Origin of the sequence: Ruminococcus sp. AF17-1AC (assembly GCF_003461385.1) — a bacterium.
GTDB lineage: Bacteria > Bacillota > Clostridia > Oscillospirales > Ruminococcaceae > Hominimerdicola > Hominimerdicola aceti.
Window position 1 is genome coordinate 41951 of the sequence record NZ_QTWZ01000005.1, and the last position, 13167, is coordinate 55117.

12 protein-coding genes are annotated in these 13167 nt (G+C 44.6%); 6 read left to right on the forward strand and 6 right to left on the reverse strand.

The window, feature by feature from the left end; genetic code table 11:
- Positions 1–365 precede the first annotated feature (365 nt).
- The 6 genes from DWW81_RS04870 to DWW81_RS04900 form a co-directional block, all read right to left on the reverse strand.
- Positions 366–1634 carry an ABC transporter substrate-binding protein gene (locus tag DWW81_RS04870; protein ID WP_117896907.1) on the reverse strand — a complete coding sequence of 423 codons (1269 nt, stop codon included), beginning with the start codon at positions 1632–1634 and terminating at the stop codon, positions 366–368.
- Positions 1631–3121 carry a diguanylate cyclase gene (locus DWW81_RS04875; protein ID WP_117896908.1) on the reverse strand — a complete coding sequence of 497 codons (1491 nt, stop codon included), beginning with the start codon at positions 3119–3121 and terminating at the stop codon, positions 1631–1633. Before DWW81_RS04875 ends, DWW81_RS04870 begins: the two co-directional genes overlap by 4 nt.
- A gap of 86 nt (positions 3122–3207) precedes the next feature.
- Complete coding sequence (locus tag DWW81_RS04880) at positions 3208–3489, reverse strand: hypothetical protein (RefSeq protein WP_117896909.1); 282 nt, start codon at positions 3487–3489, stop codon at positions 3208–3210.
- 732 nt (positions 3490–4221) lie between these two features.
- Complete coding sequence (locus DWW81_RS04890) at positions 4222–5808, reverse strand: potassium/proton antiporter (RefSeq protein ID WP_242989569.1); 1587 nt, start codon at positions 5806–5808, stop codon at positions 4222–4224.
- A gap of 282 nt (positions 5809–6090) precedes the next feature.
- The gene (locus tag DWW81_RS04895; protein ID WP_117896912.1) at positions 6091–7077 is read right to left on the reverse strand and encodes a WYL domain-containing protein; all 987 of its coding nucleotides are present in this window, start codon (positions 7075–7077) and stop codon (positions 6091–6093) included.
- Positions 7074–7301 (reverse strand): DUF896 domain-containing protein, encoded by a 228-nt coding sequence (locus DWW81_RS04900; protein ID WP_117864732.1) that lies wholly within the window; start codon positions 7299–7301, stop codon positions 7074–7076. Before DWW81_RS04900 ends, DWW81_RS04895 begins: the two co-directional genes overlap by 4 nt.
- 366 nt (positions 7302–7667) lie before the next feature.
- Between DWW81_RS04900 and DWW81_RS04905 the strand changes: the two genes are divergently transcribed.
- The 6 genes from DWW81_RS04905 (at position 7668) to radA (ending at position 13138) form a co-directional block, all read left to right on the forward strand.
- Complete coding sequence (locus DWW81_RS04905; RefSeq protein ID WP_117896913.1) at positions 7668–7982, forward strand: sigma factor-like helix-turn-helix DNA-binding protein; 315 nt, start codon at positions 7668–7670, stop codon at positions 7980–7982.
- Between the two features lie 2 nt (positions 7983–7984).
- Complete coding sequence (locus DWW81_RS04910; RefSeq protein WP_117896914.1) at positions 7985–9316, forward strand: PLP-dependent transferase; 1332 nt, start codon at positions 7985–7987, stop codon at positions 9314–9316.
- Positions 9317–9373: 57 nt separating this feature from the next.
- Positions 9374–9697, forward strand: coding sequence for a cyclic-di-AMP receptor (locus DWW81_RS04915; RefSeq protein ID WP_022287895.1), 324 nt, complete (start codon positions 9374–9376; stop codon positions 9695–9697).
- Between the two features lie 34 nt (positions 9698–9731).
- On the forward strand, positions 9732–10727 hold the full coding sequence (locus tag DWW81_RS04920) for a hypothetical protein (protein ID WP_038672088.1): 996 nt from the start codon (positions 9732–9734) through the stop codon (positions 10725–10727).
- A 41-nt stretch (positions 10728–10768) separates the two neighbouring features.
- Positions 10769–11632 (forward strand): stage 0 sporulation family protein, encoded by an 864-nt coding sequence (locus DWW81_RS04925; RefSeq protein WP_117896915.1) that lies wholly within the window; start codon positions 10769–10771, stop codon positions 11630–11632.
- Between the two features lie 132 nt (positions 11633–11764).
- On the forward strand, positions 11765–13138 hold the full coding sequence (gene radA / locus DWW81_RS04930; protein WP_117896916.1) for a DNA repair protein RadA: 1374 nt from the start codon (positions 11765–11767) through the stop codon (positions 13136–13138).
- Positions 13139–13167: the final 29 nt, after the last annotated feature.

Consider the following 13167-nt stretch of genomic DNA (forward strand, 5'->3'; position numbering starts at 1 on the left):
ATAATTAAGTGGCTTTCGGAGTTCTTTGTGTTCTCCTTATCACCATGATTAAAGTATACATCATCTTGTCCAAAATGTCAATAGTTTTTCAGATTTTTTCTCAACTTTGTTCAACTTGACGAAAAACTAATTTTCAATCGGTCATTTTGACGATTTGTAACACTATATTGACATTCTCACAAAAAATTCTGTCACACACTTTGTCACACACCGTTTTATGATGTATCACCTTACATCGTTCTTAATTATATCTTAAAACAAATAAATTGTCAAGACTTATTTAACAGTTTCGTTATTTTTGTGAACTCTGTACACTTCTCATTCATTTTTGAATACATTTTGCACTAATTGTTTCGCATATTTAACTATTTGTATAATTCCTTCATCTTATTATACAGATTTTCAGAAGCGTTTTCTATCTCCGCCCTGCCATAATAAAGCGACTCGGAGGTGCTTATAAAAAGGTCAAGTACCCCCTGATCTTCAAGCTTCGGGGACATTATTTCAAGCTCCTCTGAGTTTGCCATTTTCTCGTTGGCTTTATACTCTATCCCGTCAAGCATATCCCTCGCTTCAAGGGCTTCCAATGCCGCCTTTGACGCAGGCACGCCCTTTCCCATGCCCTGCAGGAGAGCCATTTCCTCACCGTTCACAAGATAATCAAGAAGCTTTGCGGCTTCCTCAGGGGACTTGGTATTTTTCTTTATGGCATAAACGCTAGTGGGCTTTTTATACCAACCGCTGCTCACTGCCTGCTTATGCTTTGGATAGTCGCCTATAACGATGTTAAAGCCAAACTTCTGAGCAGGCTCGCAGTAATACTCTGCGTCTGATATCCAGGAAGCCACGCCTGCCGTCAGGCACTTTTCAAGATCGTTCCTATCGAAATCCCACGCAGGTTTTGTGACCTTTTTATTCAGCATTTCCTGATAAAAGGCTAGCATGAGCCTTACGTCCTCCGAGGTATACTGAAACTCACCGCTGTCAGATAACATTTTTCTTCCCGTTACCTGCTCCACATACGCCACAGAGCTGAGATAAGCCGCCTTTTTCGTCATTTCAACAGGATACACCTCGTCTGATTTCATGACCTCTGCCGCATTTATAAGGTCAGACCAATTTTCAGGCAGGCTCAGACCATATCTGTCATACATCGTCTTATTATAGTAGAAGGTTATACAGTTCGTACCGGTAGGCAAGGCGTTAAGCTTACCGTTTATAGTGCCGTATGCAAGGCTGTCATCATCAAATGCTGAAAGATTTATGTATTCCGACAGCTCATTAAGGTCATAAAAGTCCTCGCCGTCGGGAGAATATTCATAGAGCCAACTGTAGTTTAACTGCATGATATCTGCGGTGGTGTCAGAGAAAAATTCCACGTCCATTCGTGTTTTGAAGCCGTCAAAGTCTGCATACTCAGGTCTTACCACAACGTCCTTGTTGCTGTTCTGATAGGCTTTAAGCCCGTCGAGAGTATACTCGTTACGCGCGTCCTTGCCCCACCACGAGAAGGACACCTCGGTCTTTACGGTATGCTCCATTCTCCTTTCAGACAATGCACAGCCCGTCATGACAGTCACTGTGCAGATCGCCGAAGCGGTCAAAGCCGCACACCTTACAATGCGTGTTCTCAACTACGGCTCACCTCTTCCTCTTTTTTATCATATATCACCGCTCTTGCGTCCTCGCTGTGTTCTGCTTTCTCACAGGCTTTTTCTGCCATTTCGTAAAGCTCATCATAATCATCGCTTGTTTCAGGGTAGACCGACGCACCCACTGCACATTTTATGTAGCCCCTGTCATCGTCAAGGCAACATTCCTTCAGCTTATCGTTAAGCTCTTTAACATAAGCCCTCACATTACCATAAGCTTTAACAAGGTCAAAGTCCGTGTGGTCTGCAAACAGAGCAAACTCGCCCTCCCTGAAAATTCCGCAGATATCGCCCTCCCTGCGGTTCTCCACCAGTATTTCGGCGACCTTTCGCTCAGCTTCCGCCACTATCTCCTCGCCATAGTTGAGCCTTATAAGCTCCAGATTTGTTATTTTCACGATAATAAATGCGATAGTCGAGCCTGAGATACAAGTTTCCATTTTATCCATAATGCTGTTTTCGGTATATTCCGCAGTGAAAAGCCCTGTATATTGGTCCACCTTTGGATATTTTCCAAACTTCGGTCCGTTCTGCGGATCGTTATCCGCCGCCGCTGCCGCAGATATCATAATAAATATGACTGCGCAGCAAATAAAGATACCAAGGCATTTAAGCCCTGTTCTCACATAATGGCGCAAAGTGTCTGACATATCCACGGTAGTAATGACCACCCAATCGTCACTGCAATCATCAATAGCACAGATAGTAGTCATATCCGAAACGGTGACTCCGGTGCCGCCCTCAAGGAATTTAGAGAGCTTTTCATCGAGCTTTTCGCCGACAACTCTTTTTCCGTCGTTAGCATAGATTATCCTGCCATCGTCATCACACAGCATGGTATTTATCTCGCTGTAATTGTCAGAGGGCAGAAAAACAAGATCAAACTCCGTTGAAAACACAGAGGAGATAAAAATAAGATCGTCATTTATCCTGCCTGCAAAATACACACGCCTGTAATTATTGTCCTGTCCCGTGAACCATTTTATCTTGCTGTCCCCCATAAGAGCGGAAATTCTCTTGTATATCTCGTCATCAAAGATATCCTTTGTACCGTCGGTTATCTTTCCCACATTATGTTCATTACTGCTTACAATGCCAAAATCAGTATAGTTGCCCAGCGTACTTAGCTCTATAAGCCTCTCAGTGAGAGCATTCTCCTCATTAAGCACAGCAAATTCGCTCTTTGACGTATCAGCAGGATCATATTTCGCATAGTCCTCATTACCCATTATAAGCTTGGCAGTGTCCTCCATTTTCTTCATAAAGGCAGCCACGTTCTGATCTGCTTCCGCATTTATGGCAGAGCAAAGCTGAGCCTCTTTATGAAATGCGTTCACACCGCTGTAATAGCAGGCACAGATATACACAAGCATACAAGCAATGAACATCACTGACACGCTTGTTTTCAAAATAGATCTTCTATATTTTTTTATTTTATCATACAGTTCAAAATCAGCAGAATTTTTCAAAAGCTGTATCACCTCTCAGGCTAAATTATTACAATCATTATTAATTATAACACATAAGCCCATAAAATAAGTGATTTTTTTGTTAATTATTGCTCAATTTGTATTGTACGGTTTATATCTTTTCTGACACGGCACTGTCTGACCTTATTTGCATGGCGTTTCTTTTTGGTTTCCGCTTCAAAAAGCGACAGTGCCGCCCATGCCGCTGTGAACACGATGCCTGCGGCAAACACTGCTCCCATGTTCCTCTCTGCCACCGCAACAAACAGGAAAAACAGCACCATTCTCATTATAGTTTTCATAAGCCACCTGTCGCCGCCTGCACCTGCCGCAACGATAAAAACATTCATCATGATTATCCATATCATTTTTACACACATCCTCATATTTTTCTATTTCGGGGCTGTATGTATGATAACACAACTTCATGAATTTGAGGGGTAATTTTTTGGACAGCAAGTTTTTTGTCGATATGCACAGTTAAGAACGTTTGTTTTGATATAAATTCTACAAATCCAAAAGACCCCGCGGCAAAAGCCGCAGGGTCTTTCAGAGAAGTAAGAAGTATAATATGAAGAAAAAATTATGAATGGGGAATGCTAAAGTTATGTATTTTTCCATGCCATTTCACTTTTGCCGCACTCTGAAAATTCAGAGCACAGCGAGATGAAATGAAAAGAAGAATGAAGGAAAATTATTGGGCAATGCCACGCAAGGATTGTGCGTAAGATGCGTAGTCAGATTTTTCGTCAGATCATCTAAAAGTGACGCAGGCTGGCTGACGCCAGTCAAAGAGCTTTTGGGTGATATGGCGGAAAATCCGCAAGCAGATTGCGTGCAAAGCCGACAGGCGTTCCTTGTGCGGCATTGCCCATGTATGAAAACTCATTATGAGTAATTGGTTGACGGAACTTTCAGTAAGCGCTCAAAGCTTTTGCCTGAGGTCTTTCTCGGTGTTCCTCTGACCTTGTATATATAATACCTGTTCAATATGATAGTTTTATGAAAAGACACTGAAAATAAGCTGATAAGAAAAGCAAAGTGGTTTTCATATAAACGGCTCACACAAAACGCAAGTCAATCCGCCGCCTGCATATTCTCTATCCTGACGTGACCACAAGCACGTCCCCTTCTTTCAGCCGCAGCCTGCCGTTTGGGATAAGTATACGCCCCTGACGTTTTATCATTACTATCAGGCTGTCCTCTGACATTGTTATCTCTGACACTTTCAGACCGCACCACTCGTGGTGCTTATCAAGGTTCATTTCGCTTAGGACAAAATGGCTGTCGTCATAAAAGCCTGCCGCACTCAGCACCACAACGTCCCCTGCAAGTATCTGGGTTTTGCCTGTTGGTATTATCTTCTCTTTGTCACGGAGTATCATAACCACAAGCAGACCTCTCGGAAACGGTATATCCTTTATCTTCCGTCCTGCCCAATTGCTGTCCGGCTGAACGGAAAGCTTTATAAACTGCACCTCCGTTTCGTCGCTGTAGTCATTGAACGTTTTCATTACGTTCTCCTCATCGTCTATCATATCGAGCTTTTTAGCAAACAGCGGCAGAAGCGTACCCTGAATACCTATAGACATAAGCACGATACAGAAAACGATATGGAAAACGTCATTTTTCATATATGCGTCATCTACTGTCGCCATGATAGCGAAAACAATGGAGGTCGCTCCTCTTAGTCCTGCCCATGAGATAAGGGCTATCTGCTTCCACTTTGCACCGAAAGGCTTCATGATAACAGTAACAGCCGCAGGTCTTGCAACGAATGTAAGGAACAATGCTATCGCCGCCGCAGGAAGTATTATTGACGGCATTTGTGACGGGAATGCCAAAAGTCCAAGTAGGAAAAACAGCAATATCTGTGTGAAGCCCGTTATTCCGTCAAAGAAATGCACAAGGGCTGTTTTGCCTGATATTTTTGTGTTGCCCAGGACTATTCCCACAATGTAACAGCTAAGATAGCCGTTTCCACCCACCGCCGAGGGCAGAGCATAGGAAAGAATAGCTATGGCAGTAACAAAGATAGCGTCAAAGCCTGCGGCGTCAAATCGCACACGTTTTATGAGATACACTGCGCCCAAAGATATAAGCGCACCGAAGCCCACACCGAAGAACACCTGTGCAAGCAAGCTCGCAACAAAGCCTCCTGCCGTCGCACCGCCTTTCATTACTGAAAGTATTATAACAGTGAGCATATAAGCCCAAGGGTCGTTGCTTCCGCTTTCAAGCTCCAGTATTGAAGCCGTACCGTATCGCAGGTTCAGCTTTTTGCTTCTAAGTACAGAGAACACCGACGCTGCGTCTGTGGAGCTTATTACCGCACCAATAAGCAGACTTTCCAGCCACTCAAAGCCCAGCACAAGCTTGCAGAATACTCCCGTTGAAAAGGCTGTGAGCAAAACCCCTGCGGAAGCGAGTATGAGTGACTTGCCTGCCACCTTTTTGGCTTCACTCCATTTCGTGCCGAAGCCTCCGTAAAAGATTATAAAAACAAGTCCCACCGAGCATATCTCCTCGGCAAATTTATAGTTATCGAACTCTATTTTAAAAAGCCCGTCAGAGCCGAACAACATTCCAAGGAGAATGAACACCAGCAATGCAGGAAGTCCAAACTTGTCCGATATTTTATTGAAAAACACACAGCACAGCACTATCACTGAAGATAAAATGAGCATTGTGGTCAAGCTTATCACCCCTTTTTACCTTATTATAAAAATAGCGCTTTGGGTATCTTCTACTCAAAGCGCCTTTGCTTGTGTAAATATTATAACATATTCGCCCCTGTGCTGTCAACTTTTTGCCCACATCTTACGGAAATTTTACATTACCCCTTGACAATATCGAACATATGTGCTATAATCAATAGTGAAACAGTATATCAAAATAAAAAAACGCCTGCCTTTTACAGCAGACGTTCGCCTATTTATATCTCGGCTCTTTTATCCTTGTCCAAATTTTTATTTGTAGCAATCGGCAATATCTGAAATAGCGTCCTTTGCCATTTCCACTGCCCTTTCAGGTCCAAGCACCTTTGCCTGTGGGCCGAACTGGAAAAGCCAGCCCCAGAATGTTGGCGCGACCTGTACCTCCTCATTTATATAGAAGGTATTGTCGGAATTTTTGTGACATATGGTTTTCTCACCAAAACGATCCATTACAACATCTATGAGCTTATTGTCGAACTGCAATTGCAGCGTCATAAGCTCGCCGCCGTACATTCCGTAGATAGTCTGACGATTTGTGACCTCTGTCTTCTCCTCCTCGGAAAGCTCCCTCCTGGGGATATCTGTAACAGTGACCTGAGTCATTCTGTCAACTCTGTAGCGGCATATCTTTTCATGCTTTTCGCAATAGCACACAAGGTAATAGTTGTCGTTTTCCCAAACCAGAGAATACGGTGAAACCGTATACACCTCGCCGCCGTGGCGAAGCTGTTTGCGCTTTTCAACGGTGTATTCGTAATACTTGAAGTGTATCTCCAAACCGCTGAAAATGCCCTCTTGTATGCTGTTTATAGCATAGTATATCTGCTCATTGAAGGTCTTTGTCCTGTTTGACACATAGACCATTCGGCGCAGATCCTTTGCCTTGTGTTCAGATGTAAGTGATTGTATCTTCTTTAACAGCTCCTTCGATTTCTTCTGTGTAAGAAACCTGCTTGAAGCAACTGCGTCTGCAAGAACATACAGCTCCTCGTCCTGAAACAGCCTTTGAGCAAGATAATAAGCGTTGGAGTGACCGTCCTTAGTTATCTCGATATCCATTCCGCTGTCGCAGAGGGTCTTGATATCGTCATAGATAGTCTTACGCTCAGCTTTTATGCCGTAGTCGCCCAGGATCTCGATAAGCCTGTTTCCTGTAATGGTGTGCTTTTCGTCTGTCTTGGTCTCAAAAAGCTTTTTCATGGTCAAAAGCTTCTGTTTCTGTCTGGAAACTCCTGTCACTTTATTTTATCCTCCCCGCTGCGTTTCATATCCGAAACCTTAATTCTTGAGCCGTCCGGCTCAATGATCGTCGTGGCTTCAAGCTGACCTGTCAGGTTAGCTATAACGCTTCTGCGATACTCATTTCTCAAAGCCTCACGCTCAGACTTCTCCTCTGCGGTAAGCTCTCTTTTTCTCGCAATAGCAGTAAGCTCAGACAATCTGTTAAGCTTTACTTTCTCCATAAATTTTTACACTTCTCCTTAAAGCTTCATACTGCCCTGTGTTTTTATTTTTATCCGCAGTATTCGGCTCAAAATAGAACGGGCAGCTTACACAATACCGCCCTTTTCATTCAAAAGATGTTCATATCGGCTTTTTTCTTTATTTATATTTATAAGTCCAACAAAACACCCTCAAACAAATTTGCAGATACATTATAACACATATTTCTTTAAATTGCAATGGTAAAATGCACAAACAGTCCGTTTAATTTCCCACAAATTAAACAAGAATTTTGAAAATTGTGTTTGTCCAAAAATTTGCCCACAATATATAGTGGGTAAAAAAATGGTCAGAAGACATCAAAAAAAGATAAAGAAAGGATTTTTATGCAACACACAAAGGTATCATACGAGCTTACACAAAACTATATCTCAAGTCCTCGTGACACCGAGAAAGATAGTCCCGACCCTGCCTCTGCCATAGAAAACAGGCTCATGCGTGAGATAGTACGGGAAAATTTGACGAAACGGCAGAAATGTTATATAATAATGTATTATACAAAGGGCATGACAATGCAGGAGATAGCCGACGCAGAGGGTGTTTCAAAATCCACAGTATCCAGAACTATCGGGCTTGCAAGAAAGCGGATATCCTGCGGTATGAAACCTGCCATGCTCAAAAGCGCACTGAAAGGGAGATAGCATTGAACGCACCTGTGAATAAATTCGTTAGAGAATATGCAAAGTCAGGCATAGCGAGGTTTCATATGCCTGGTCACAAAGGGCAGAAATTTCATGGTCTTGAGGCTCTTGACATCACTGAAATAAAGGGTGCGGACTATCTTTTTGAAGCCGAGGGGATCATCGCACAGAGCGAAGCCAAAATGGCAAAAGCCTATGGCAGCAGGCGGACTTTTTACTCTGCCGAGGGGTCGAGCCTTTGCATAAAGGCAATGCTTGGCATAGTATGTCGCAGTGGACAAGGAAAAAAGATAACTGTTGCCGCACCAAGAAACGTCCACAAGGCGTTTATAAATGCCTGCATACTCCTTGACATTGACGTGGAGTGGATATATCCAAAGGGCGAGTTTACGTCTATATGCGCAGGAAGCGTCACTCCCGAGGACGTTGAGAAGGTGCTGTCAAGGGCAAAGGCAGATTGCGTTTATGTGACCTCACCTGACTATCTTGGCGATCTCAGCGACATAAAGGGCATGAGCGAGGTTTGCAGAAAATATGGCGTGCCTCTTCTTTGCGACAACGCTCACGGAGCTTATCTGAAGTTTCTCCCTGAGAGCCTGCACCCCATGGACTTGGGGGCTGATATGTGCTGTGACTCTGCTCACAAAACGCTTCCATGCTACACAGGGGGAGCAATGCTTCATATTTCAAATCACGCCCCTGCGAATTATGATGATTGCGCCAAAGAGATAATGTCAATGTTCGGCTCAACAAGCCCCTCCTATCTTATAATGGAGAGCCTTGACCTTTGCGCTGACTATGTGAATGGCAGTTTTCCTCGTGACCTTGAACGCACTCTGGAAAGGGTGAAAGTCTGCAAAGATAGGATAACAGCTTTCGGCTGGCATACCATAGGTGAAGAGCCTATGAAGATAACAGTTGCCGCATACAAAAGCGGTATCACAGGTGACGACCTTGCAGACAGGCTGAGGGAATATGGCATCGAGCCTGAATACAGCGACACACAATATGTTGTGCTTATGCCGTCGCCTTTCAACAGCGAGGAGGACTTTTTGAAACTTGAAAAGGCGTTTTCAGAGATAAAACAGCTTAGGATAAGGCTTTTCGGCGACTTACCCGCTATACCAAAAGGGATAAAACGCATGGGTATAAGGCAGGCGGCTTTTTCAGCTCAGCACACCGTAAACGTAGAGGACGCCTGCGGTCTTATATGCGGAATGACCGTCACAAGCTGTCAGCCCTCTGTGCCTGTGGCAGTGAGCGGCGAGGAGATAACACCGCAGGTAATAAAAATTTTGAAAAACTATGGAATTGAACGCATAAATGTGCTATAATATAAGGTGTAGCTAAAAAAGCTATTCCTACATCAAAAATAACAGGAGGCAAAAGTCATGAAACTTGTCTATGCTATCGTAAACAGCGATGATACCTACGCTGTAAATAAAGGACTTCTGAAAGCCGGCATAAGAGCCACAAAGCTTTCTTCAACAGGCGGTTTTCTTATGTCAGGAAACACCACCTTTCTTATCTGCTGCCCTGACGAGCAGGTAGACCTTGTTATAGAGGTCTGCAAAAAGTATTCAAAGAAAAGAAAGCAGTTCGTTCCGTCATCTACTATCATGGAGCCTGACGGTGCGGCTTCATATCCTGTTGAGGTGGCTATCGGCGGTGCAACTATTTTCGTTACTGATATCGAGCGTTTCGAGAAAGTCTAAGGGATAGAAAATTTTCAGAAAGGGGTCTGAGGGCTTGATAATATACGGAAACAGCGAGCCTCGCAGGCTCGTATCTGAGATGATAAAAAAGAAAAGAGAGCCGCACTCCATAATGATACATGGAGAAAAGGGGCTTGGTAAAAAGACCCTTGCACGGTGGATAGCGGCGGCACTCTTGTGCGAACGTCAGACAGGCGAGCCTTGCGGCATTTGCAGAACTTGCAGAATGATAGCCGACGGAGCTCACCCTGACGTTATGGTGGCAAAGGCAAACAGCAACGGCAACTATATCGTTGACGATTCTATCAGACCTATAGTTGCGGAAGCTCCCGTTGCACCGAACGAGGCGAGAATGAAAGTATACATAATCCCTGACCTTGACTTATCGGTGAACACTGTTATTCAGGTGCAGAACATTCTGCTTAAAGTCATTGAAGAACCGCCTGAGCATACTGCTATAATACTTACGGCGAGGAGCAAGGAAATTTTTCTGCCTACCATTATCTCACGAGTGCTTTCCCTTGGCATGACCTCTGTCACGGAGGCGGAGAGCATGGCGTGTTTGCAGGAGAAATATCCTGCCGTTGCCCCTGCGCTCATAAGCGAAGCTGTTTCAGCAGGGCGTGGAAATATCGGCAGATGTGTCGAGTATCTTGAACACTCCCAATTTTTTGACAGCGTGAAGCTTGCAAGAGGTCTGTGCGACGCAATGTGCGGCGGAAACGAATATGACGTTTTGAAAACGCTATTTGCGGCGGACGGCAAAAAAACGTTGCTGAGAGAGGGGCTGAGCCTTTTTCAAGAGATACTCCGTGACAGTGCGGCATTCAGGCTCGGGGGAGAAAGTGAAAAGTCTGTGAGCTGTGCGAAAGAGGGTGCAAAGACGCTCAGCAGAAGCCTTTCCTCAGATCAGGCGGTCAGGCTTTACGATATAGTTTCTGACTACATAGGCAGGATAGACGCAAACTGCAACATAAGCCTGACCATAAACAGTCTGGCAGGACAGATATATTCTGTCACAGGAAAGTAGCTGACGGCAAAGCCGTGATATATATTTGAAAGGAAAAAGAGATGTTAAAAATAATCGGAGTACGCTTTAAAAGCGTTGGCAAGATATACTACTTCGACCCAAAAGACTATGACGTGAAAATGGGCGACAAAGTTATCGTTGAGACCGCAAGGGGCGTTGAATGTGGTGAAGTTGCGCTTGTGGACAGGGAAATAGACGAAACAAGATTCACAAACCCCGTAAAAGGCATTATAAGGCTTGCCACCCCTAACGATATGAAAACTATCGAAAAAAACAGACAAAAGGAAAAGGACGCTTTCAAGATATGCGAGCAGAAGATAGCCGCCCACAAGCTGAAAATGAATCTTATCGACGTTGAATGTACTTTTGACAACAACAAGCTTCTTTTCTATTTTACCGCCGAGAGCAGAGTTGACTTTCGTGAGCTTGTAAAAGACCTTGCCGCGGTATTCAGAACGAGGATAGAGCTTCGTCAGATAGGCGTTCGTGACGAGGCAAAAATGCTTGGGGGTCTTGGCATCTGCGGACAGCCTTTCTGCTGTTCAAGATTTTTGGGAGAGTTCCAGCCTGTTTCTATTAAAATGGCTAAGGAGCAGGGCTTGTCACTTAACCCTACAAAGATCTCAGGCACTTGCGGAAGACTTATGTGCTGTCTGAAATACGAGCAGGACAGCTATGAGGATCTTCTCAGGCACACACCAAAGGTGGGCGCTATCGTAAGAACGGCTGACGGAAAGGGCGTTGTCGAGGAAGTAAATCTGCTCACAGGCAAGCTGAGAGTTAAAATGGATAAAAACGACAATGTAGTTGTGGTAAAGAAAGACGATATTGAGGTAATAAAGGATTCTGTTATAAGGCTCGACCGTGACGAGATAAAGGCTTTGAAGGGTCTTGAGGGCAAGTAATTTCAGCGCTTTGCACGAGCGATCACCGCAGCATAAACGGGCTGTCGGGGGCGCCAGCCCCTACACAAAATCGGCGCAGCATTTTTATATATCAGCAAATCATCAGATAAATATGCAGAAAGGAACGTCCATATGGCAAAGGTGAAAACTTCGTATGTGTGTAGTCAGTGCGGATATGAAACTTCAAAATGGAACGGCAAATGCCCTAACTGCGGCGAATGGAACACCTTTGAGGAGGTCGAGCTTGCGGTCAGGACAGGCGGTGCAAAGTCTAAGCCCACGACTGTCAGGGATATTTCAGACAAGATAGTTGGCATAGACGACGTTGACGCAAGCTACAACGAGATACGTTATGCAACGGGACTGAAAGAGCTTGACAGAGTGCTTGGAGGAGGGCTTGTGAAAGGCTCTCTGGTGCTTCTGGGCGGTGAACCGGGCATAGGAAAATCCACAATGCTTTTGCAGATATGTCAGTATTTAGGTCAAGACCACACCATACTTTATGTATCAGGAGAGGAGTCTGTACGGCAGATAAAGCTTCGTGCAAACAGGCTTCATGTTGATTCTGAAAATCTGTATCTTCTTGCAGACAATGACTGCGAGCAGATATGCTCTGTGATAGTAAAAGAAAAGCCTGAGATAGTCATAATCGACTCTATCCAGACCATGAACATAAGCGGGATATCCTCAGCGCAGGGGTCTGTGACGCAGGTAAGAGAATGTACAAATATGTTCATGCGCACAGCAAAGTCGGAAGAGATACCAATGTTCATAGTAGGTCACGTCAACAAGGACGGTGCTATTGCAGGACCAAAGGTCATGGAACACATTGTTGACTGCGTGCTGTATTTTGAGGGTCAGCGAAATCTCACCTACAGGATACTGCGAGCCATAAAAAACCGTTTTGGCTCAACCAACGAGATAGGTATGTTTGAAATGGCTGACAGCGGACTGCTGGAAGTTGAAAATCCCTCTATGATGTTTTTGGAGGGCAGACCGACAGATGCTTCGGGAACTTGCGTTGCCTGCATAATGGAAGGCACAAGACCTGTTATGGCGGAAGTCCAGGCACTTGTATGCAAGAGCGTGCTTGCCTCCCCAAGACGTACTGCCACGGGCTTTGACTACTACAGAATGGCGATAATAATAGCTGTGCTTGAAAAGCGGCTTGGCTATTTTTTCGGTGGGCTGGACGTTTATATCAACATTGTAGGCGGATTAAAGCTTGATGACACTGCGGCTGACCTATCGGTGGCGTTGGCTCTTTATTCGGGGCTGACGGACAAGGTCATAAGCGACAAGCTTATCGCCCTTGGCGAGATAGGCTTAGGCGGAGAGCTTAGGAGCATTTCCCACTGTGAACAGCGCCTTGCGGAGTGCGAACGAATGGGCTTTGAAACTTGTATCGTTCCTGCACATTCGCTGAAAAGCGTTGACACAAGCAAGTTTTCAATGAAAATAATCGGTGTGCGCTCAATAAGAGAGGCGTTCAAAGCCATAGGCTGATAAGCTAATACAGAACAACACAAAACGGA

Excerpts from the sequence above, each read along its gene's own strand:
- DWW81_RS04905 (WP_117896913.1), top strand. The coding sequence starts at position 7,668 with ATGCAACACACAAAGGTATCATACGAGCTTACACAAAACTATATCTCA.
- radA (WP_117896916.1), top strand. The coding sequence starts at position 11,765 with ATGGCAAAGGTGAAAACTTCGTATGTGTGTAGTCAGTGCGGATATGAA.
- DWW81_RS04890 (WP_242989569.1), bottom strand. The coding sequence starts at position 5,808 with ATGCTCATTTTATCTTCAGTGATAGTGCTGTGCTGTGTGTTTTTCAAT.
- DWW81_RS04880 (WP_117896909.1), bottom strand. The coding sequence starts at position 3,489 with ATGATATGGATAATCATGATGAATGTTTTTATCGTTGCGGCAGGTGCA.
- DWW81_RS04915 (WP_022287895.1), top strand. The coding sequence starts at position 9,374 with ATGAAACTTGTCTATGCTATCGTAAACAGCGATGATACCTACGCTGTA.
- DWW81_RS04925 (WP_117896915.1), top strand. The coding sequence starts at position 10,769 with ATGTTAAAAATAATCGGAGTACGCTTTAAAAGCGTTGGCAAGATATAC.
- DWW81_RS04900 (WP_117864732.1), bottom strand. The coding sequence starts at position 7,301 with ATGGAGAAAGTAAAGCTTAACAGATTGTCTGAGCTTACTGCTATTGCG.